Origin of the sequence: Paenibacillus sp. FSL M8-0228, from assembly GCF_038007385.1 — a bacterium.
Classification (GTDB): Bacteria; Bacillota; Bacilli; order Paenibacillales; family Paenibacillaceae; genus Paenibacillus; species Paenibacillus polymyxa_D.
The window spans coordinates 237,145-260,641 of sequence record NZ_JBBOXA010000001.1; the positions used below are offsets into that span (position 1 = coordinate 237,145).

General features: G+C 45.0%; 16 protein-coding genes. 12 read left to right on the plus strand and 4 right to left on the minus strand.

Annotated elements, in window-relative coordinates; translation table 11 throughout:
* Positions 1–22: 22 nt before the first annotated feature.
* The 4 genes from MKY98_RS01050 to MKY98_RS01065 all read left to right on the plus strand — a co-directional run bounded on the left by MKY98_RS01050 (position 23) and on the right by MKY98_RS01065 (position 6,858).
* Complete coding sequence (locus MKY98_RS01050) at positions 23–1,057, plus strand: TFIIB-type zinc ribbon-containing protein (RefSeq protein ID WP_069010173.1); 1,035 nt, start codon at positions 23–25, stop codon at positions 1,055–1,057.
* Positions 1,054–1,848 (plus strand): TPM domain-containing protein, encoded by a 795-nt coding sequence (locus tag MKY98_RS01055; RefSeq protein ID WP_069010172.1) that lies wholly within the window; start codon positions 1,054–1,056, stop codon positions 1,846–1,848. Before MKY98_RS01050 ends, MKY98_RS01055 begins: the two co-directional genes overlap by 4 nt.
* A gap of 44 nt (positions 1,849–1,892) precedes the next feature.
* Positions 1,893–2,885 (plus strand): SPFH domain-containing protein, encoded by a 993-nt coding sequence (locus tag MKY98_RS01060; RefSeq protein WP_069010171.1) that lies wholly within the window; start codon positions 1,893–1,895, stop codon positions 2,883–2,885.
* Positions 2,886–3,108: 223 nt separating this feature from the next.
* The gene (locus MKY98_RS01065) at positions 3,109–6,858 is read left to right on the plus strand and encodes an alpha-L-arabinofuranosidase C-terminal domain-containing protein (RefSeq protein WP_069010170.1); all 3,750 of its coding nucleotides are present in this window, start codon (positions 3,109–3,111) and stop codon (positions 6,856–6,858) included.
* A 102-nt stretch (positions 6,859–6,960) separates the two neighbouring features.
* Here MKY98_RS01065 and MKY98_RS01070 read toward each other — a convergent pair whose 3' ends face one another.
* Together MKY98_RS01070 and MKY98_RS01075 are read right to left on the minus strand one after the other, a co-directional pair.
* Positions 6,961–8,358 (minus strand): phytase, encoded by a 1,398-nt coding sequence (locus MKY98_RS01070; RefSeq protein ID WP_069010169.1) that lies wholly within the window; start codon positions 8,356–8,358, stop codon positions 6,961–6,963.
* A 110-nt stretch (positions 8,359–8,468) separates the two neighbouring features.
* Positions 8,469–9,344, minus strand: coding sequence for a helix-turn-helix transcriptional regulator (locus tag MKY98_RS01075; protein WP_069010168.1), 876 nt, complete (start codon positions 9,342–9,344; stop codon positions 8,469–8,471).
* A 193-nt stretch (positions 9,345–9,537) separates the two neighbouring features.
* Between MKY98_RS01075 and MKY98_RS01080 the strand changes: the two genes are divergently transcribed.
* From MKY98_RS01080 to MKY98_RS01090, 3 genes are all read left to right on the plus strand, one after another.
* A complete protein-coding gene (locus MKY98_RS01080; RefSeq protein WP_069010167.1) occupies positions 9,538–11,481 on the plus strand; it encodes a glycoside hydrolase family 127 protein in 1,944 nt (647 codons plus the stop codon).
* Positions 11,482–11,508: 27 nt separating this feature from the next.
* Positions 11,509–12,879, plus strand: coding sequence for an MFS transporter (locus MKY98_RS01085; RefSeq protein ID WP_029516920.1), 1,371 nt, complete (start codon positions 11,509–11,511; stop codon positions 12,877–12,879).
* 275 nt (positions 12,880–13,154) lie between these two features.
* Positions 13,155–14,546, plus strand: a complete 1,392-nt coding sequence (locus MKY98_RS01090) for an MATE family efflux transporter (RefSeq protein WP_069010166.1) — start codon at positions 13,155–13,157, stop codon at positions 14,544–14,546.
* A gap of 88 nt (positions 14,547–14,634) precedes the next feature.
* On the opposite strand, the gene MKY98_RS01095 is transcribed toward MKY98_RS01090, so the two are convergent.
* Entirely contained in the window at positions 14,635–15,624 is a 990-nt protein-coding gene (locus MKY98_RS01095) for a zinc-binding dehydrogenase (protein ID WP_069010165.1), read from the minus strand.
* Positions 15,625–15,759: 135 nt separating this feature from the next.
* Between MKY98_RS01095 and MKY98_RS01100 the strand changes: the two genes are divergently transcribed.
* Both MKY98_RS01100 and MKY98_RS01105 read left to right on the plus strand, forming a co-directional pair.
* The gene (locus MKY98_RS01100) at positions 15,760–16,626 is read left to right on the plus strand and encodes a LysR family transcriptional regulator (RefSeq protein WP_049816966.1); all 867 of its coding nucleotides are present in this window, start codon (positions 15,760–15,762) and stop codon (positions 16,624–16,626) included.
* The gene (locus tag MKY98_RS01105) at positions 16,610–17,758 is read left to right on the plus strand and encodes an RDD family protein (protein WP_069010164.1); all 1,149 of its coding nucleotides are present in this window, start codon (positions 16,610–16,612) and stop codon (positions 17,756–17,758) included. The genes MKY98_RS01100 and MKY98_RS01105 overlap by 17 nt, the downstream gene beginning before the upstream one ends.
* A 160-nt stretch (positions 17,759–17,918) precedes the next feature.
* Here the strand turns inward: MKY98_RS01105 and MKY98_RS01110 are convergent, their stop codons facing one another.
* Positions 17,919–20,177, minus strand: coding sequence for a glycoside hydrolase family 127 protein (locus MKY98_RS01110; RefSeq protein ID WP_081317509.1), 2,259 nt, complete (start codon positions 20,175–20,177; stop codon positions 17,919–17,921).
* 130 nt (positions 20,178–20,307) lie between these two features.
* Between MKY98_RS01110 and MKY98_RS01115 the strand changes: the two genes are divergently transcribed.
* The 3 genes from MKY98_RS01115 (at position 20,308) to MKY98_RS01125 (ending at position 23,341) form a co-directional block, all read left to right on the plus strand.
* Positions 20,308–21,201, plus strand: coding sequence for an AraC family transcriptional regulator (locus tag MKY98_RS01115; RefSeq protein WP_069010162.1), 894 nt, complete (start codon positions 20,308–20,310; stop codon positions 21,199–21,201).
* Between the two features lie 153 nt (positions 21,202–21,354).
* Positions 21,355–22,293, plus strand: coding sequence for a YwqG family protein (locus MKY98_RS01120; RefSeq protein ID WP_069010161.1), 939 nt, complete (start codon positions 21,355–21,357; stop codon positions 22,291–22,293).
* Positions 22,294–22,522: 229 nt separating this feature from the next.
* Positions 22,523–23,341, plus strand: coding sequence for an alpha/beta fold hydrolase (locus MKY98_RS01125; RefSeq protein ID WP_069010160.1), 819 nt, complete (start codon positions 22,523–22,525; stop codon positions 23,339–23,341).
* Positions 23,342–23,497 lie beyond the last annotated feature (156 nt).

Sequence of the window (23,497 nt, forward strand, 5' to 3'; positions counted from 1 at the left end):
ATCTACATGAAGAGGTGAGCAGATGCCGGTTATCGAATACAAATGCCCCAACTGCGGCAGCGGTATGGTCTTTGACAGTGAGACAGGGAGGTTATCCTGTCATAGTTGCGGAAGAGAGGACAATATCGAATCTATTCCTGATCCTCTGATAAATCGTATTTTTTCAGAAGATGAGGCTCATGAGTATCATTGTAATAACTGCGGAGCGGTGATTATGACCGAAGTGGAGACGAGTGCAACGGTGTGCAGCTTTTGTGGTTCTGCCGTGGTTCTCGGGGATCGACTGACTGGGAAGCTGGCTCCAGCGCAGGTTATTCCTTTTTCAATCAGTAAGGAAGAAGCCATAGCTGCTTTCAAAAAATGGTGCAAGAATGGCCGTCTGACGCCGAATCGGTTCATGATAGCAGACCGAATCAAGGGAATAACCGGGATGTATGTGCCTTTCTGGTTATATGAATTACATAATAAAATTGAGGTTCAAGGTGAAGGTACCCAAGTGCGAACCTATACGAGTGGAGACTACGAATATACGGAAACGAAGCATTTTGATGTATATCGGAAAATCCGTTTGAATTATGTAAAGGTTCCGATTGATGCTGCGGAGAAAATGAACGACGAGCTGATGGATAAATTGGAGCCATTTCCATACGATCAGCTAAAACCCTTTAAAATGCCATATCTAGCAGGTTATATTGCAGAGAAATACAGTTATAACGAAGAAGAGCTTTTCCCGCGAGTGAAAGAAAAAGTGAAGGAATATATTGATGCTTATATTCATTCTACGGTGTCAGAGTATACGGCCGTAAGTTATACGGAAAAGCAAATTGATACTACATTAAAACAAGCGGATTATGTTCTGCTCCCGGTATGGGTCATACACTATGACTATAATCAATTGGAGCATACGTTTGCTATGAACGGACAGACGGGCAAGGTAGTTGGTAAGCCTCCGATTAGCAAGTTCAAGGTGACGGCTTGGTTTGCAGGCATTTTCGGCATTACTCTCTTTTCATTAAGGTTAATCACTTGGTTGATGATGGGAGGAGAATTCTATTGAAAAGACATAGAGCCATTGTAGCCGTTTTGTTGTTCTTTGCTGTTTTTCTGTCGCTTCCTATGGAAATGAAGGGCGAACCAGCAACGACAGAAATGAAGCCATTGATATATGACGAAGCGGGTCTGCTCAATCAGGAAGAGTATGATGTGTTGAACACGATGGCTAATCAATACGGGGCTGAAAGAGAAACGGACATTATTATTTATACTACCCTCAATCCCGACAATATGGATGTTATGAAAATGACGCAGGATTTTTATGATGACCATGGCCCTGGGTATGACAGAGCTCATGGGAACGCGGTTATTTTAACGATGGATATGAGAAATAGAGAGGTATACTTAGCCGGATTTTATAAGGCGGAACGGTATCTGGATGATGACAGGCTTACTAAAATACGCCACGAGATTAGCCCGGATCTGACGAACGGCAACTATGGGCTGGCATTTCAAAAGTATATTCTAGGCGCGCACAAATATTTGGCGATCCGTCCAGGGGTGAACCCAGACAGTATATTTTTTAAAGGCTGGCTTCATTTGGCGATTGCACTGGGATTGGCGGCGATGATCGTGGGCAAGATGGTTTCCAATTCTGGCGGTCGGGTTACGGTAAATCGACAGACCTACGAGGATGCGAACGCTTCAGGAGTTCTGGAGCATCGAGATCAGTATCTTCACACAACGACAACGAAACGGAAGATTGAAAAGAGCAGCAGTAGCAGTAGCTCAGGCGGTGGTGGCGGAACTACCAGCGGCGGTCATTCGCATAGCGGCAGCAGAGGATCATTTTAACTGAGGATTTTGCAAAAATCCTAAACGGAAAGGATGGATACAGTATGGGATTCTTCAGAAATCAATTTGCAAATGTTGTAGAATGGGAAGAATTTAGAGATGATATGATTTTCTGGAAGTGGAGTAATTGTGAAATTAAAAAAGGAAGTAAGTTAATTATCCGCTCCGGTCAAGACGCGATTTTTGTAAATAACGGCAAAATAGAGGGTGTTTTTGAGAATGAAGGGTCATATAACATGGACTCTGACATTATTCCATTTCTATCCACCTTAAAAGGGTTTAAATTTGGTTTTAACAGTGGCATGAGGGTAGAGGTCTTATTCGTTAATACGAAGGAGTTTACTGTCAAATGGGGGACGCAGAATCCAGTGCTGATCCCGACTCCCCAGCTGCCAGGCGGGATGCCGATCCGTGCCAATGGCACATTTAATTTTAAAGTGAACGATTATGTTACGCTCATCGATAAGATTGCCGGAGTGAAGGACAGTTATCTCGTTGAGGATGTTAAAATACGCATTACTTCAGTATTGGATCAGTTATTGATGAAGTGGATCAGCAGAGAAGGAAAGGACATGTTCAATCTGCAGGCGAATGCTTCTGACATTTCAAAAGGTATTCAAGAAGATCTGGATATGCAAGTGATGGACAACGGTATGACGATTACTGGCTTTCATGTGATGAGTTTCAATTATCCTCAAGAGATTCAAGATATGATTACGAAGACAGCCTCTCATGAAATGATCGGTAATCTGCAAAAGTACCAACAAGTGACGATGACGGACGGGATTGCATCGGGTAATGTAAAAGGCGGCGGTGCTGCTTCAGATATGGCGAGTATGATGATGGGGATGAATATAGCAAATGAAATGATGAAGAATTTGAACCCGAATCCAAAGCCTTCGGCTGAGACTCAGCCTACACCTGCTGCCCCCTCTCCATCTGGAGACGGGAATAAGCCCAATTTTTGTCCGAATTGCGGTACAAAAAACGAAGGGGCTAACTTCTGTCCGAATTGTGGACAAAAACTGAACGGGTAACATAGCTACGGTCAAGCTTCTTTATAAGCATAAGGGCAGTTATCGCAGAGTATCTTCTGTGATGGCTGCCTTTTTATGTAGCTCGTTCAAGGAATTTCTTCATAAATCCGATTTATTGGATTGAAAAAGGTACTCAGGATAAGGTACTATAGCTATATAGTATGTATTTATATTAACTAATTAGTCATTACGTTAATAAACTATAGGTATAGGAGCAACGAATATGACCAAATTCCAAGATCAAATCATTGCGCGTTACAAGTTTGATGATGCAGAGAACGTCGGCAAAGATAGCTCAGGGCAAGGTAACGATGGGGTTGCTTCAGGCACAGTAACACCCACAATTTCCCATGCTACCGGTAGAGCGGCATTGACGCTTGAGGGAGGCCCCAACGGTACCTCGTATATCCAGCTTCCTTCCGATCTATTCAAAGATGTAAGCGATAACACCGGTGTGACGGTTACTGCTTGGGTCAACTTCGGCAGATTCACAGATATGTGGGAACGTGTTTTTGATTTTGGTAAAGCCCATACAGGGCCATATATGTTCATGACACGGAATCTGCGCGGAACCCTTTTCACCGAGGCGGATTTGTCCGTAGACCCGGGAAGAGGTTTTGTCAGGGATGAGTGGATGCACATAGCCTTGTCCGTAATCGGTACAGAAGGCGGCACATTAAGCAGTGCGGGTCCGGTGGTATATGTCAATGGTGAGGTGGTAGCGGACGGTTCCATCAGTCAAACTTCCAGCGGTAACTATGCCAAGCTGCGTAAATGGTTCGAAACGTTTACAGACTCGTCCAACTACAGCAACAATTTTATTGGTCGCTCTCAGCATGCGGCGGATGTAGACTTTGCCGGCTCCGTTTCAGACTTTCGAATTTATAAAGCAGGCTTGTCGGCAGATGAAGTCATTGAGGTCATGTGCGATTCGTTGACAGATGAAGAGATCGTGAAGCTTGCCAGAGATAAATATTTGTCCTTTCCGACGACGATTGTGACCAAGGACTTATCTCTGCCAACCGTTCTGATGGGTGGAAGAGTAGAAGTGACCTGGAAATCCAGCCAACCTGGTATACTCTCTGACAATGGTCAGGTGCAGGCGATTACCTCCGCACAAGGGGTTACCGTCACAGCTTTATTGACGAAGGGCCTAAGCCAGATTGAAGAAAGCTTTGAAGTATCCGTTCTTCCTGAACAGCTGCCTCCGTACACGCTGACCATTCATGGAAATAAGGAAGTGCTGGATGTCAGCGAAGTGATGTACGGCTTGTTCTATGAAGATATCAATAACGCAGCAGATGGCGGGATATATGCGGAACTCGTTCAGAATCGCTCTTTTGAATCTTTCGAGTTTGATACGTATTCCCATGCTTCCGGTGAATGCGGCTGCTCTACAGGACGGAACCGCAACCCGTTGTTCGCCTGGTCTGGTGATACGGACAAGATGACTCCACAACATAGCGGTGGATTAAATGAGTTCTTAGGTGCAAAAGACAAAGAAGTGAACTCCTATTATGTGACGGTAGCGGATGGTGCAACGATTCGGAACAAGGGCTTTTCGGATTCTAATCAGAATTGTGCCATGTCCATCCAAGAGGGTGATAAATATGAGTTTACCATCTGGGCGAAGGCCGATTCAGCGGGCACAATCACATTGCAACTGCAAGACTCGAATGAAAAGGCCATTAGTGATTCAATTACGATACAGGTGGAAGGCGGCAACACGTGGAAGAAGTACGGCATCGATTCCAGGCTTGTGCTGATAGGCTCAGCTACGGTTCTTGGACAGCTGGCGCTTACATTTGAAGGGGACATTTCGGTTGATATGGTCTCCTTATTCCCACAAGATGTATGGGGTGCAGGAGAGGAAGAGCAATCTTCATCGGCACACGCCAACTATCAGGGTAATCCTAACTACCGATTGAGAAAAGATCTGGTGAACGCGCTGGTCGGCATGCATCCGAAGTTTTTGCGTTTTCCGGGTGGTTGCATTTCCGAGGGTTCGTTTATATGGGAAAACGTATACGATTGGAAGGAATCGATTGGGGATATCGAGCTGCGCAAGGAAAACTTTAATGTATGGGGCTATATGATGACCATGGGACTTGGTTATATGGAATATTTCCAGTTGGCAGAAGACCTGAATGCAGCTCCGCTTCCGGTTATGGCCTGCGGCGTGCTCTGCCAAGCCCGCTCGGATTATGCTCATCCCGCTGGAGGCGCATTAAGAGAATACTATATTAAGAACTTTACGGATCTGATCGACTTTGCGATTAGTGTGGATTTTGAACATAATGAATGGGCTGCTATGCGTAAAAAAATGGGCCATGAAGCTCCATTCGATCTGCGTTATTTGGGTGTGGGTAACGAGAACTGGGGCACAGAGTTCTTTGCCAACTTTGAAGTGTTCAAAACGTCGATTGATGAATATATGGAGAAAAACTATCCGGGTCATGAGCTGCATATCATCTCCACAGTTGGCGCTCAAGCAGACGACGATGCATATCAGCAGGGCTGGAAGTTCTTAAGCGGTAATATGACCGGTTCGGCTAAGGTTGCTTTTGCAGATGGTAACCAGGTGACGGAAGAAACGGTAACCTGGTATGAGAAGCAAAAGGACTATATGGACACCATTGCAGACGAGCACTACTATCGTTCTAACGAATATCTGCTGAATAACGCGGACCGCTATAACTACTACTACAGAGCTTACAACGGGGACGGCAGTATTAACTGGAACGCGACATCAAAGGTTTTTGTCGGGGAGTACGCCTCAACGGATAAAAATACATTGGCAGGCGCTGTAGCAGAGGCTGCGGTGATGACGGGCTTCGAAAATAATGCCGATGTCGTTCGGTTGGCTGCCTATGCGCCGTTGTTTAACAAAGTCCTGACAGATGGAACCTACAGATGGACGCCAGACTGCATCTGGTTCGATGACGAAACGGTGTGGTTTACGCCGAACTACTATGTACAGCAAATGTATGCTAAATATTTGGGCAATAAAGTATTGAGCACTTCTTTCTCTACTTACAAACATGGCAAGCCAACGGATCTCATTCCTCAGGGTGGAATTGAAATCGCGACAGGCAATGCCGACGTTATGATTAAGCGTGTCACCGTTACCTCTAACCAGGACGGCAGTGTGCTGCTGGATCAAGATTTCGCCCAGGAATTAAATTCGGCCTGGCAGGTCATTCCTGGTTCCGTGGGCTACACAGTGGAGGAAGGCAAGGGGCTTGTGCTCAAAGCTCAGGATAGCGGTCTGAATGGTCTGTACATCTTGAACGACAGCTGGAGCAATTACAAGGTAGAGGTGATCGCCTCCCGCATTTCCGGCACGGACGGTTTTTATGTGGGTGCGGGTCTCACGGATATTTCTGCGGAGAAAAAGGACGTTGTCGAATACGCGATCGGCTATGGCGGCAAGGCTACCGGCGTGAAGGTTTACAAGCAAGGCATAGAAGGCTACACATTGGGTGACTACTCTTCCAGTACAGCCGCAGGTAACTTGAGAGCGGCCAGCTATGAAGAGTTGGCCGACAACACGGACTACACCATAACAGTGAACTATGGCGGTGAAACAGGCAGCAACCTGATTTGCTCATATACCGACGGCGTGACAAACAGTAAAGTGCTGGATTATAAGCTGGAGGCTTACAACAGAGACGTGTTCAACTCGGTAACCCAAGATGCTGAGCATGTATATGTGAAGCTGGTGAATGCCGACAGCGTGGATAAGGTAACACAGCTGAATCTACAAGATTTGAGTGTTGAGTCCAACGCTAAGCTGATTACACTAACCGGCGATTCCTCGCTTGTTCATGTACCTAACGTGAACAAGAAGAATGATGAGAAGATAGTGCCTACCGAACAGCAGATCACGCTTCATACGGATTCTGTCCTCTTAGACTTACCAGCCAACTCGGTAAATGTGCTGGTGCTGGATCTTAAACCTTTTTCCGCTTAAAAACAAAAAGGGGTGTCCCAAGCAGCCGTTTTATGGCTTTTAGGACACCCCTTTTTTCTATGAATAGAGTCGGAATGTTGAGTCAATTTCCCCTGGCAGGCATTACTGCGTGCTTCTGTTTACCAATTCACGCGGGTTGATGCCATCGTCTATCGTTAGCGGGGTAGGGGCTCCCGTAGCGATTCGCTCCCAAGGCACCATTTTAAAGTTCTGATTTAACTTTTTGTCGTTTTGAAGATTTTCGTCATCTTGTGCAACGAAGATACCATGAGGAAAATTCTTGCCTAATCCGTAGCCAAGAACATCAATACCGTCTGTGACAGACGTACCGTCAACGGTAGGGCTCGCGCTGATCGTAAAGTTGCTTATATATGCATTGTCGCCTTGTCGTTCATAGATCGCATAGCTACTGTTTCCTTGACTGGAGGCCATGAGATATCCCTTGCCATCTTTACCGTAATACAATGTAAGTCCCTCTATGTCATCGTGAAGTCTGCGCCCATCTGCAATATCCACACGTCGCAGTGGCTCGGAAGAACCGTCTGGCTCGGCACTATACTTCCAAATGGCGTGATCCTCTTCAGCGATGTAGATCGTACCATATTCATCATCAGCAACCATGCCTTCGGATTGCGTAGCCAGCTTGAACTGGCGGACAAGCTTACCTGCAATTTTGCCGCTTCCGTCATCAGTCAGCTCATATTGTTCAAATTCACCCTCTTTGCCCAATACGAGCGCGTAAAATTTATCTGTCTTGAGGCTATGGTATAGGCTGAATCCGTATACTTCTTTCATAGATGCTTTAATGGGTTTGCCAACCACGTTGGTCAGCTTTCCTGAAGCACCATCAATGGCAAAGATATCGATCGTGTTGTTGGTTCGATTGGTTGCGCCTGCGATATCGATTTTTTTGCCGCCCAAGGTGAAACCGTAACGAAGATCCACGTTGTTCATTTTTCCGACCTTCATGTTTTGCAGTTGCTTGCCTTCCAGATCATAGACTAAAATCCCGCCGCCTTTATTAGTTGCTAAAATTCTACTTTTTTCTGGATCGACCGGGTTGAGCCAGATGGCAGGGTCGTCGGCTGCGTCTTCTCCATCCTCCACAGCTTCTGTTTCGGCAGAGGGAATCACTTTATAGGTGGGAACTGCGTCCTTAGGATCTGCATATTTGTTGTTCTCTGCTTCAAGCGCTGTAAGAAGTTTTGTAGGAAGATATACATTTCCATTCATCATCTTAATTTCCTGGTCCGCTTTTCCGGTTAGTCCAGCTAGACGATATTCCTTCTCACCAACTGTAAAGGTTCCGACAATGCCATTTTTCAGTTTGACCAAAACAGACTGGTCATCACTATCCCATGTAATGGTCGCCCCCATTTTATCTGCCTGTGTTCGTAGTGGTGCATACCCGGACGGCTGAATGTTTGCCGCATGGGTCAGTTCTGGTGATATCAGAACCCCCGTTAACATGGCTAATAATGCTAGTTTAGTTGACTTCATATGTATGCCCCTTTTCTGAAGTGCAAATGATATAACCGACTCAGTATAAAGCGAGAATATCAAAAGAAAACAATGAAAATGTAAAGGGAATATAAAGATGATGTAAGCAATCAGTGAACTGGTTTCCAGTATTGCTGTCTGTAATTCTTCGGAGACATTCCGAATTTTTCTTTAAAGCATTTGGAGAAATAGCTTGCTTGGGAGAAACCCGTTTCCTCGGTAATTTGTTGGACAGACCAGTCGGTTTGTAGCAAAAGACTACGCCCTTGATCCAGTCGATAATCCATTAAATATTCAAGCGGTGTGCGCTGGAAGGCGACCTTCATACATCTAGCGAGATAGTTCTGATGTACGTGAAAATGGGTCTCCAAATCTTTATTGGTGATTGTATTTTTGTAATTCTGTTTTAGGTATATTTCGATCTGTTCCGCCAACTTAGAGGAGCTGTCTTTATTATTCTGATCATACTCCAAACTCTGAAAAACATTCACAAACGTCTGTTGGGCCTCCCAGAGTGCCAGTTTTCTAGGTTTTAAAGTAGAGGCTAGTAAATAGTCTAATTTCGAAAATAGCTCATGTGGATTCACCACTTTTTGAATTTTAGGCAAATGAATGGTCGTATGTTCTGAATGAAAATGCAGCTCGGGAATGGGAGTGCTGGGTATAATAGGATTGGACGAGGATTGTGCGCACCACATGCTATTGGTTTGAAAATGGAACCAGTAAAAGGAGGTTTGTTCTGTACATGCCTCAATGGGAAAATGATGTTTATCCGGTTCAAGAATGAGAGCGTAATTTTCAGTTACCTTCCACACTTCGTCCTCTTCACCAATGTGCAGCAATCCTTCTTTAATGATTATTACGTCAAAATAACCCAGATTATACCTATTCGGGTGCCAATCCCCTTTTTGATATGTAGTAAAATTCCCCTCAATGAAATAAGGCAGTGGAGGAACAAGGAATGATAGAAAGTCTGTTTTGCTCATGGAAGCCAGCTCCTTTGTGTGTGAAATCGTATAAGTTTTAGTTAAAGATCGCGATTTTTTTTATAAATTCAGGTTGATAAAATAAGGACTGTAGCAAGGGGAACTCAGGTTAGCTTGTACGATATTATCAATACTTTATCCTTATTTTTCAAAAAATGAAAGCGTTCTATTTACAGGAAGGGATGTTTATCCAATGAAAACGGCAAAGCCAGTTAAGCATGTCATCGTTGACGATTTATTTTGGAAAAAGTATAAGCAGGTTGTGGCGGAAGAGGTTATTCCTTATCAGTGGAAAGCATTAAATGATGAATTACCAGATACAGAACCCAGTCATGCGATTGAAAACTTTAGGATTGCAGCCGGGGAATCCAGTGGGGAGTATTATGGGACCGTTTTCCAGGATAGTGATATTGCCAAATGGCTGGAGACGGTTGCCTTTAGCTTAAGGGATCATCCGAATTCTGCGCTTGAAGAGCGGGCTGATGAAGTGATTGAATTGTTGGGAAGAGCTCAAGCTGAGGATGGGTATCTGAATACGTACTATCTGCTTAAGGAACCCAATAATCGCTGGACGAACCTAAGAGATAATCATGAGCTGTATTGTGCAGGGCATTTTATAGAAGCGGCTGTTGCTTATTACGAAACGACGGGCAAAACGAAGTTTCTTCACATTATGGAGAAATACGTAGACCTGATTCAGCAGATTTTTGGTACGGAAGAAGGGAAACGGAAAGGCTACCCTGGGCATGAAGAAATTGAGTTGGCCTTGATCAAATTATACGACGTAACTGCAAAGGATCAATATCTCAAATTAGCGCAATATTTTATTGAACAGCGGGGACAGCATCCTATTTACTTTGCAGAGGAACAAGAAAAGAGAAAACATATTCAAACAGAGCCCACCTGGAATGATGATAACAACATTAATTTTGGCTTAGGCTTCGAATACCAGCAAGCTCACCAACCTGTGAGGGAACAAAAAGAGGCAGTCGGCCATGCGGTAAGAGCGGTATATCTGTATATTGCGATGGCGGACTTGGCCGCGAAAACAGGGGATACTTCCCTGTTACAAGCCTGTGAAACGCTGTGGGATGATGTAACGAATCACAAAATGTACATCACCGCAGGGATCGGTTCTACTGTAAACGCGGAAGCGTTCACTTGCCATCACGATCTTCCTAATGACAGCATGTACTGTGAGACTTGCGCCTCTGTAGGGCTGGCCTTTTGGGCCAATCGTATGTTGCGCTTAGCGCCGAACCGGAAATATGCCGATGTGCTGGAGCGTGCGCTATACAACGGGACGATTAGTGGGATGGACCTGGACGGGAAACGATTTTTCTACGTGAATCCGTTGGAGGTTAATCCCTTTCAAAAATCCAGAAAAGATCAAGAGCATGTAAAAACAGAACGGCAAAAATGGTTTTTCTGCGCCTGCTGTCCGCCCAATTTGGCACGAATGATTGCATCGGTTGAGGACAATATGTACACCCAAACGGACGATACGTTGTATACGCATCTGTACATTGCCAGCAAGGTGAACATGACTTTATCTGGTCATGAGGTTGAAATTACACAAACTCATCATTATCCATGGGACGCGGATCTAACCTTTTCGATCCATGTAACAGAGCCAACTCCCTTTAAATGGGCACTGCGAATTCCAGGGTGGTGCAAGCAGGCAGAGGTAAAGGTGAATGGGGAAACCATATCATTAGATCGTCTGGAAAAAGGCTATATCGAGATTCAGCGTACTTGGAAGGACGGAGATGTGGTAACTCTGCATTTGGCTATGCCAGTTGAGCGCATTCGGAGCAATCCGCTGGTCTCCATGAACCAGCAGCAAATTGCTCTCCAACGCGGACCAGTCGTGTTTTGCCTGGAAGAAGTGGATAATGGAGCGAATTTGGCAGGATTAAGATTGACGAAGGATAGTCTTATTACGGAAGAGTTCAGCGGAAACCTGCTGGGTGGCATTGTAAAGCTGACCATAGAGGGACACCGGGTAAAAAATTCGAATGCATTATACAGCTCGGAGCCCCCTGAATTTGTTCCTCAACAAATTACCGCCATTCCTTACTACGCCTGGTGCAATCGGGCTAAAGGGGAAATGCGTGTATGGGTTTATGAATCATAATTCATTCGCATGGGGAGAGGAAAGATCATGAGTACGAGAATTGTGAGTACAGAACCACCGGAAAAGGCAACCAGTACCGTTCCTTTTCATCGTAAAATCAGCTATTCATTAACGGATACGGCCGGCAATCTGTTGTACTGTGTCATTTCCAGTTATCTATTATATTTTTATACAGATGTATTCGGTCTTTCTATCGGGATTGCCGGGACATTACTATTTATCACCCGTTTTATTGATGCTATTGATGCCCCGATTTGGGGCATCCTGATTGATCGAACGAAGTCAAAATACGGCCAGAGCAGACCCTATTTTCTATGGTTAGCAATCCCGTTCGCTGTGTTCATGGTCCTTACGTTTACGACGCCCAATTGGAGTGAGTCGGGCAAAATTGCATATGCCGCCATTACGTATATCATAGCCGGCATCCTGTACACAGGAATTAGTACGCCGATTACGTCTATTCTGCCTAACCTGAGCACCAATTCTAATGAACGCGTCGTCTTGAACTCCTTCCGCATGGTAGGGGGGAATGTGGGCTTCTTCATCGCCACGACGTTTACGTTACCTTTGGTTGCTTTCTTTGGACAGGGGAATGATCAAAAAGGATTTTCCTTAACGCTTGTTTTATTTGGAATCATGGCGATTATTATGTTTTTCATAGCGTTTGCCGATTTGCGAGAAAATGCAGCAGTGAAAACGAAGTCCGTTCCCATTGCTAAAAGCTTCACAGCGATCAAACGAAACTGGCCCTGGATGCTCGTTGTAGCTGCCAACTTGTGTTACTGGATCGGTTTGAATATTCGTTCAGCAACGCTCATCTTTTATCTGCAATACAATCTGGACAGTAAGGACTTAGTACCTTTAATCAATGGACTGACCTCCTTACAGTTGATCTCGATGGTTCTGATTCCGTTTTTTGCCAGAAAATTAAGTAAAAATGCGATTATGATTATCGGATTGATATTAGCTGCGCTGGGTCAAGTCGTGATTTTAATGGGAAGTACAGACTTAACTCTCATTATTATCGGCTGGATTATTGGTGCGTTAGGATCAGGCTTTGCATGTTCTATGCCGTTTGCGATGTTGTCAGATACAGTCGATTATGGGGAATGGAAAAATGGTATTCGGGCAAGTGGCTTCCTGACCTCTATTGGAAGCGCATTCTGTATTAAAGCGGGTAGCGGAATTGGCGGATTATTGCCAGCATGGATTATGGGCAGCACCGGTTACATCGCTGGGCAAGTTCAAACCCCTACGGCGTTGTCTGGCATTCAGTTCAGCTTTATCTGGCTGCCATTTATCATCTTCTTGATCGGGATCATTCCTATGTTTTTTTATAAAAAATTCGAAAAGAATGAAGCTTCTATTCAACAAGATTTGATTGCGAGAAGATCATAGCCATTCTTTTAACAAGGTTTTAATGACATATTAAGGCATTATAATACTGCTGCAAAACCTGTTCACTGAGCTGAGCAGGTTTTTCTGTTATTTTCTATTCAAATGTGAGCAAGACCATTGACAGGATTTTCTTTTGGAGCAATACTTCTATGTAGAGAAAAGTGTACAGAATCAAGAACTAGACACATCTAGCCTTGCAACTTTATACATTTTTTCGCCATGAAGGCTCTTCTGTTGAAGGGTTTTTTTCAATTTGAGAAAAAGAATGTGATGATATGAGTCAACTGAGTGTAAGGATGAGAACACATGGCTTTCTGAATAAGCATTTTTCAGGAGAGTCTATTGATTATCGACAGATGATTGCGCTGTTTATCCCGCTGCTGATTGATCAGGCTTTTATCGTGGGTCTTAATTTGGTGAACACGGCCATGATTAGCTCGTCGGGGATGGCGGCAGTCAGTGCCGTAAATATGATTGATTCTTTGAATATTTTTCTGATTAATGTGTTTGTCGCAGTGTCTACCGGGGGAACGGTTGTCGTGGCACAGTATAAGGGGAGCGGTAACGACCTCATGGTTTCTAAAGCCGCATCCGGTACCATTTCCTCCGTTTCCTTGCTGGCCTTATGTATCAGTTTGTTTATGATCGTGTTGTACAATCCGATTTTGAGTGTTCTGTTTGGTTCCGCCTCGCCTGATGTATTAGCTAACGGTAAGGTATATCTACTGGGAAGTTGTATGTCTTTTGTGGGGATTGCAATCGTTGAGGCGGTGTGTGGAGCGCTGAGGGGGATCGGGAAGACGAGGGCATCGCTGGCTCTTTCTCTCATCATGAACCTCTCGTACGTGCTCCTCAATGTGGTATTCATTAATGTATTGGATATGGGTGTGCTGGGCATGACGATTGCCGTCAATGTGTCCAGATATGCAGGAGCAGTGTGCGCGCTGATCTATTTGGTCAGGGTAGATGATGACTTGCGTGTTCAGCTTAGAGATATGCTTTACTTTAATCTGGCCATGCTTAAAAAGATTTTGTTTATCGGGCTTCCCTTTGCAGCGGAGCAGATGTTTTTTAATGGGGGGAAAATTTTAACCCAAATTTTCATTGTGAGTCTGGGAACCAATGCGTTGGCGACGAATGCCATTTGCTCATCCCTAGCTAACGTGTTCCAAATCCCTGCGAATGCTTTGGCTCTTACGATTGTAACCGTGGTCGGTCAATGCATGGGACGTCGAAATGTCGAGGATGCACGCAAGTTTACCAAATCGTTTATTTGGCTGTCGTCTTGTTCGTTTATTGTAATGGGATTAATCCTGATGCCTTTGTTTGAGCCGATGGTGGGGCTGTTTCATCCGCCTGCCGAAATCGTAGATGACATATTTGTTGTCATACTGATTAATACGTTGGCCCAGATTCCGCTCTGGTCCATTGCCTTTATCACACCCTCTGCACTAAGGGCAGCAGGTGATTCAAAATTTACGTCCCTCACCTCAATGCTGTCCATGTGGTTGTGTCGGGTGGTGCTCGGGTATATTTTGGGCATTGTGTTCAACTTGGGGATTGTTGGTGTCTGGTTGGCTATGGATATTGAATGGGGCGTGCGGGGACTCGTTTTCCTTTGGCGCTTCCGGGGCAACAAATGGGTCCAGCATCGTTTGATCGACTAAATAGGTCCACTACCATAAAATTGACTTCTGGATGAAGGCATTTTACGGTAGTGGATTTTTTTCCATTCCTATACTTCGTTCAGACTCCTTACTCTATCCTGATTCCTATATTGCCTAACTGCGCTCCCTGCTGCATACGGTGGAAGGCTTTTGCTGTGTCTTGTAGAGGAAATACGCTATCTATAATCGGATGGAGTGCATGGCGCTCCATGAACTGAAGCATAGCTGCGAATTCCTCGCCACTGCCCATAGAGGTGCCGATGATACTGATTTGAGGAAAAAATATAGACCGCAGTGGAATCTCTACTTGATCTCCTGAGCTTGCGCCAAATGTAACAATCCGACCGTTTGGCTTGAGGACATCCAAATATTTATCGAACGTAGCAGGACCGATACTGTCAAGGACCAGATCTACGGTGTCTCCGTTCATATTTTCTTTCCATCCGCTATGGCTGTCGAATGCATGATTAGCGCCATGGGCGAGGGCAGCCTGCCTCTTTGCTTCGCTGCGTGATGTGACGCTGACCCGTGCACCTGCCGCTAAAGCCATAAGCATGGCGTACGTGGCTACACCACCGCCAATACCGGGAATGAGGACGTGCTCACCCTCCTGCAATTGGCCTCTTGTGAAGAGCGCGCGGTAAGCGGTCAAAGCAGACAAAGGCAGTACCCCTGCTTCTTCCCATGAAAGGTATGCTGGTTTACTGACGGCATTTTGGACGGGGATGATAATCGATTCAGCGAATGTCCCATCCGAAGGTCCGCCCAGAATGGCTGGAACCAAGGGAACATGATACGTATTTTCCCATCCGATACAGGGATTGATCATTACATCGGTGCCTACCAGCGAGGTTGGGACGCCAGCACCCACAGCCTCGATCACACCTGCTCCATCGGATCCGAGAATGAGTGGAGCATCGTTGGCAGCTCGATCTGCCATGAGGAATAAGTCTCGATGGTTCAAGCCTGCGGCTTTGAGTTTTACCCTCACCTCATCGTTCCCTGGCTGTCTGTCCGTAACGTCTGTATACATCAGACCCTCAGGGCCGTTTTTGCTGGCATGTATCACGGCTTTCATTTTAAAACCTCCCGTGGTGCGAATTTAGATGCAATTGCATGTATATTGAATTGTACAGAGCGGCAAGCATCCGGTAAAATGAACAAAATCGAACGTGAGTATCACAAATGATCATACCAAGCAGGTGACGTATACATGGAAAGCAGTGATTTGAAAATTTTTCGGGCCGTCGCTCGCGAGGGCAGTATCACGAAGGCTGCGCAAGTTTTGAATTATGTACAGTCCAATGTGACTTCGCGGATTCAGCAGCTTGAGGCACAATTGAACGTACCGCTATTTCGCCGATCTAACCGGGGAATGACGTTAACGCCAGCAGGAGAGAATCTGCTGAAATATGCGGATACCATACTGACCTTGCTGGACGAGGCTGTAAAGTCCACTCAATATTCAGACCAGCCCGCGGGACCTTTGCGACTGGGCTCGATTGAGACGGCGGCGGTTACGCATCTGACCTCTTTATTGATGGAATATCACGCTCAATATCCTGATGTCCATCTATCGCTTATGACAGGCAGCACCCATGATCTCGTACAAAAGGTATTAAATTACGAATTAGATGGAGCGTTCGTCTATGGCCCCGTCGATGATCCGCATATAGAGCATGTTGCGGCGTTTGAAGAGGAGTTGGTGCTTATTTCGGAACCGGGAGAAAGTGATATGAGCAAGTTGCTTGCCAAGCCTATGCTGTTCTTCGATGTAGGCTGCACACATCGGGCAAGAGCGGAAAGTTTTCTGAGCGATGCAGGTGTGGATGCGTATCAGATTATGGAATTCGGAACCTTGGAAGTCATTTTGGGTGGAGTAGCCTCTGGTTTGGGAGTGTCCATGTTGCCACAATCGTCGATTGCAAAGGCAGAGGAGGCGGGAAGTATTGCTTCTCATCGTTTACCTGAGGAATATCGTAAATTAGAGGTGTGGTTTGTTCATCGGCGGGATTCGGTTTACTCCAGTGCACTGTCAGGCTTGCTCCATTGGATGAAAAAGGATGCTATACTTAACTAGGATTAAATTGACATCAGGGGTGTATCATTTGGAAGAACCTAATTTATTGAAAAATCCATCTACAGTAGCTCCGGGAGAATTTGTGAGGAATGGCGGTTATCAGCGACGAGAACCGGATAAGATGGCAGTATTATCAGAAACATACGGTGCCTCTATCTTTTTCAGAAGATGGGCGGCTTGGATGATTGACTTCATTCTTATCGTCTTTGGGTACGGAGGGCTGGTATATTTTACAACGGAAAAAGTAGCTGAAGCGGAAACCCCAAATATGGGTATGGTAGTGATGCTCTTCCTGATCGGCTCCTTCTGCTATTATCTGTTACTGGAAGGACTTACAGGCTATACGCTGGGCAAGTTTGTACTTCGTATTCAGGTTGTGAATGGAGAAGGAAGGCCGCCAGGCATGGTTAAATCCTTGATCCGCACTCTCATACATCTGGTGGATACGAATCCGCTGCTTTTCATGGGACTGCCCGCCGGTATATGTGTGCTGGTGACACCTCGGAAACAACGGATTGGAGATATGGCTGCGAATACATATGTGGTTAAGGTAAGGGATTTGGGAAAGGTGGGCAGAAAGAAAACCGGGATTATTGCAGGAGCAATCATCCTGACGACGATCATTTCAATGGTTTTTGCTGTATCTTTAATTTCTATGCTCATTACGCAAATCATGAAGCCTGAGGTATTTACCAGTAAGGATAGCCAGTTTGCGGTTACGGCTCCCTGGAATTGGTCACGAGATAATAGGATTAATGAGGATGCGGACATCGCCATTAAAAATGAATTTACCGAAAGATATCTGATTGTATTGTCTGAACCGAAAAGCGATTTTGACAGCAGTATGACTCTTCAAGAATATAAAGGAATCATTGAGGATCATTTGGTGTCAGGAATTACGGACCCTGAATTGGGGACCGCTTCAGATATGGTGGTGAACGGATATCCTGCCATTGAGTTTACCCTAAAAGGAGAAATAGATGGGAATCTGGCCATGTATAACGTGACCACGATTGAAACACCTTCGCATTATCATCAAGTGCTTGCTTGGACCTACGCTTCCCGCTATGGTCGAGCACAGCAAGAGCTGCGCAAGATTAGAGACAGTTTCCGCGAAATGAACATGCTGTGAAGTGAACATGAAGCAATGACGAGGAATCGAAGTTATAAGGAAGTAAGTGGAACAAGCAGACAGCTTATAGAAGCGTCTGCTTGTTGTTTTATAAACTTCCTTTAAAAAAACGAACATCAAAACGCAGTAGGCGGAATAGTAGATTTATATAGATAATTGATCATACAATAGAGTGTCTAATCACTCGTAATCCAGCTACTTTCGCCACTTTGCCTTGTGGATGGGCCTTGAATTGAATCGTAACTTCATTCTTGTGGTTCGTCACAGATAGAGGAAGCTCATAGACGAACGTTTCGAATTTATTCATTTCCTCAGACTCCAGCTTGCCTTCCCCTAAAATCAGGCCATCCGCAGTGATATCAAAGTCACTATGGGGACGGCTCAAGTCCTTCAAATAAGTAACCGCCAATTGGACAGGCTCATCCGGAAGCACCTTCATGACAAAAGAGAACCAGCCCCCAGGCCAGGTATCGCGATATTTGCGGTTATAGATGGACCCTAGACCTACATGCTCTCCAGTAAAGGCATGATCCCGTTCAGGCTGCATTTCGGCAGGCTGCACAACGTCCACTGTAAGTCGTTCCAGCTCTAGCTGATACGCTAACGCGGTACGATATTCTGCCTCGGTTGCTGTCCATTCGTCCTTGGAAAAGAGATCCCAATAGACGGTATATGAACGATCATACATCTGATAAAACGGACGAAGCTGCAAGTCTCCGATATAGCCTAAGTCGGTCATATGGAATGTATTAGGCTCGTTCCCGTCAGCAATCAGCTTCGTTGTCAGGGAATCGGTCGATTCGATCAGAACAGACGCAAGCAGACGTTCCTCGTTGGACTCCTGTTCAACAGGGCCAAGGTCCCCAGCCAGTACAAGCGGGCCGTACATAAAAGCAATTCGGTGTGGATTATCCGGCATTTCCTCGACTCTCACGGTCATAGGAATATCGTACTCGATCGTATCCCCATTGCTCCATTCCCGTTCCATTACAACGTAGCTGGTAGGACAGGCCTCTGTGACGTACTCTTCCCCGTTGATTTTAATCAGCATCCCTTGCTCCGCCCAGTGCGGGCATCTTAGCTTGATTGCGAAGGATTTGGGCTGCTTGCTGATAACGCGCAGCGTTCCCCGTCCATTTTGCGGAAAGAGAGTGTCTTGTTTGAGCTGTACGCCCATCTCGTCCCATGTCACAGTAGAAGGGACATATTGATTGACATAGATCGCTTCTGGCGTGTGAAAATAAATTGCAGTGCCGTACATGGAGTGACTTTCCATACCGGACCCGACACAGCATGTGAAATCCTCATATTGAGAATTAAAGGACTTGTGTCCTCCCATTTCCAGCGATACAAAATAGCACACACGTCCATCTACAGGCTGCTGTGAAGCTAGAATATGATTGAACATCGCTCGTTCATAGTAGTCGGCATAGGCTGCATAGGCGTCCCACTCGAACATATGTCTTGTTAATTTCAGCATATTGTAGGTGTTACAAGTTTCACAGGTACCTTCGCCCAAACGGTCATTCAGCTTCCCAGGTTCACCAAAATGTTCATTATAACTATTGCCGCCGATCACGTAGGAATGCTTGTGAACCACCCGATCCCAGAAAAAGCGAGATAGGTCCGCATATTGCGGTTTCCCCGTCATTTCAAATTGCCGTGCAGCGCCAATGATTTTGGGGATTTGCGTATTGGCATGTCGCCCTGCCAACGTATCTTGGCTATCTGCGAGATCATTTAACACCTCTCCGTGATAAAAGCGTTCCGCCAGACTCAAAAAGCGTTCTTCTCCCGAATGTTCCGCCAGATCCGTTAGAACCTCATTCATACCGCCAAACTCGCAATGCAGCACCTGCTGCACCTGATCATCGTCCAGTCCTTGAAGTACATCCTCCAGCCAGTTGCCGAGTTTGATTTCTATAGACAGGGCCTTGGGATGATGCGCCAGCAGATGTGCATCACGCAAGCCCGCAAAAAGTTTGTGCATGGTATATAGTGGCACCCAACCACCGTTCAGATCAAAGCCCTGGGAGCGGATATCTCCGGCTTTTACCTCCTCAAAAATCTCTTTCCCACGTGGAATGCCGGAAATGTATCCGTTTCCATGACTGTTTTGGCATATTTCCAGTTCGTCGACTACATAGTTCACGCGTTCCAACAGTCTTTCGTCGCCTGTGGAGGCAAACATCAGTGCACAGCCGGACAGGTAGTGGCCGAGTGTATGTCCGCTGATGCCACGCGCTTCCCAGCCTTCATAGTGAGCCGCTTTGGGCTCCAGTCCCGCATATTCACGAAAGCGCGATAATAAACGATCGGGTTCCAAACTCAGCAGGTAGGCCGTATTCAATTCCATCGCATGTAAAAGTGGGCCGGAATCAATTCTTACTTTATGCAAGTCAAAAGCTTTAGCTTTCAAAATCATCGCTCCTTAGCTAAGATGAAAGTGTATATTTCTCCACTACATTAGCATTGGAATCGCGGTATGTCAGTAGCTTAACCATACAATGGGTGGACAAATCCGAACATGAATCTAAAGAGGCGATAACATGACCTATCTAAAAGTAAATGTAGATGCTCCGATCCAACTGATCTCGGCAGGCGAGTTTGTTTCCGAGGTGCCTTGGAAGCATATGAGTCGCTCCATTGATAATTTTGAGCTGATCCTGGGTGTCCAAGAGACGGTATATATACGAGAGGAACGGGATGACTTTGAAGTAGGCGAGGGAGATATTCTATTGCTTTACCCCGGTCGTACGCATAAAGGATACCGGGAATCGTTGCCGGGCGTGAAATTTTATTGGTTTCATTTCGATGTTCCCATGATCCCGAATGTACTATCTAATGAGGAAATGAAGCAGGAAGCAAGTGCTTTGGATGGGCTTTTGCAGCGTCACGGTGTGATGCGTGATATCTATTTACCGCAAAGTGTACAGGCAGACAACGGAGATCGGATTCATATTATCGTCAATCAGATTTTGCATGTAGCCAACTCACATTATCTTACGTATCACAGTGCAAATTATTTGTTCACCTCGCTGCTGATCGAGATATCTGAACTGGCGCTCAGCCGCTTACTTTCCAATCCTGTCCATTCACAGGGGAATGTGAGTTTTAACAAAATTATTGAGTGGACCCGTATTCATGCCGAAGAACCATTGACCGTGACGGATTTAGCTCGAAAATTCAATTACAACAAGGATTATATCTCTCGTTTATTCAAGCAAAATACAGGCATGCGTCCCCTGGAGTTCATTCACAGTATTCGTATCAACAAAGCCAAAGAGTTGATTTCCCGTACAGATATGAGCATTAAGCAGGTTGCCGAAGAGGCAGGCTATACCGATGAGAAGTATTTTATGCGTTTGTTCAAAAGGAGAGCCCACATGACTCCTTCCCAATACCGGAATGCCTATCACAAAACATTTATGAACAATGTCTAGTGCATTTCTACTAAAAGTTGGGTGCCACCGTCCATAGGAGGCAACTGGTGCAGTATTTGGTCAATTGACGGAGTCACTTAATATGGTAATCTGAGGGAAGGGTTTAAATGGTAGCAGGCTATGTTATTACTTGATGAAAAAGGGGCGAGCGAGATGCTACAACCACCATTAAAGGATGAACTGACTCGAATACTGGAAGGGTATTCACTGGATGAAGAGTTAAAAGAAGAGATTCATCAGGAAGCTCAAGCTGCTATACAATTTCATGTGGAGCATGAGGAAAACTACGAACACATTGGAAATAGTCGGATCGCCGGCTATCCAGATCTGCCACCCACGATAGAGTGGCCTTGTAATTTAGACGGGGAATATTATACGTTTATTGCTCAAATTAATTTGAGTGAGCTGCCTTTTTCACCATTTGAGGGATTGCCTCATCAGGGCATACTATACTTTTTTCTTGGGCTGGATGAGCCCGCCTATGATATTGACCATAAAATCTTTTACTATAACGGTGACAGCAGCGCTTTGCAGAAAACATTACCGCCCGCTGGGTGCGTAGAGGTTTCGGCAGAGCAACGAGATTTCACCGCCTATGCGATTTCCTTTCAGCCGATTATTACCATTCGGTCGGAGGGTGAGCTAGGAGATATTCTTGTAGATCAGTACGAAGAGCTGTATGAGCTTGTATGTGAACAAAGTGACACGGTGTGGGGGCAGCATCAATCTTTTGCAGGGAACACCCGGCGGGATGCTTATCTACGCCGAAACGGGCTTGAGGGTCTTCTGTTTAACTGGCATAAGAGTGAGAGTCAGATTCATAAGGAAATCGAGCAAGCTACGCATAGGGGGAGTACGGATTATGCGGAGCATTTACGATCCGAAGTGCTGCCTCAGCTACAAGAATATCAAACGAATCGGGAAAAGCACGATCAGGCTTCGGAAAATTGGCATGTTCTGCTCTCGGTCTCTTCTTTGGACGAGGTTGGTATGTGCTGGTGGGACGCGGGGTATTTGGAGTTTTTTATAGATCAAAGGGACTTGAAGAACCTTGATTTCACGCGAACGTATGTCAATCTGGCTACGAGCTAGCTAAAGTTCTAGACTGGGAAAATAAAGTATTAGACGGACGTTGCTTCATTCAGCTCACGGGCAGGTTAGTTTAACTCTAGAAATAAGAAAAGGGAACAAGCGTTCTTTACATGTGTTATATATGAGTATATAATCAAAACGAACCGGAGATCTGTTTTTTTTGATAAAACAATGTAGATTCTTCTTTGGTGTAAGAATTTTATAAATAACTCAATTTTGGAGGGTCTGTATGCCATATTGTAAAGTCAAGAATGCCAATATATATTACGAGGAAATTGGTAAAGGCAAACCGATTATAATGATTCATGGTTTTACACCAGACCATCGGTTAATGAGTGGGTGCATGGAACCGATATTTGAAGGTAATTCCGATTGGCGTCGTATCTATCTTGACCTGCCTGGAATGGGACAAACAAAGGATTACGATCAAATATGTAATTCAGATGATATGCTAGAAGCAGTTATAAATTTTATTGAAACTCTTGTCCCAAACGAGGATTATCTCATAGCAGGCGAATCGTACGGTGGATATATTACAAGGGGAATAATTAATAGACATAAAGATCGTATTGGTGGAGCTGCTCTGATTTGTCCATTAATTATTCCTGAACACAAAAGAAGAATACTGCCCGAGCATTTTGTTGTTCATTGTGATCGCGAGTTTATGGGCACCTTAAGTGAAGAGCAAATAAGTGATTTTAGCGCAAATCAAGTCGTTCTCAATGAATATAATTGGAAAAGGTATTCTGAAGAGATCGTGGCAGGTTGTAAGATCGCTGACTACGGTTTTCTTAGCAAGATTCAAAGAAACTATGGGTTTTCCACCAATATAGATAAATTAGTTTTTGATAAACCAACAGTATTTACTCTTGGGCGACAAGATGCAGTCGTTGGTTACATAGATGCTTTTAGAATTTTAGATAATTATCCTAGAGCAACCTTCGCCGTTTTAGATCGAGCAGGGCATAATCTTCAGATTGAACAGGCTCTATTATTTGAGTCACTTATGCGTGAGTGGCTTGAAAGAGTAACAGAGTTTGGATTTTAGTTGTATATTAATCCATGAACTAACGGGAAACGTTGATTCAATGAAACAACGACAACCTAGGACTTTATTTTCTGCTGACAGTATGATTGGAATGATAAAATACAAAGGCCCTTCTGGCTTTCCATCAGGGAAGCAGCGGAAGGGCTTTTGTTATAT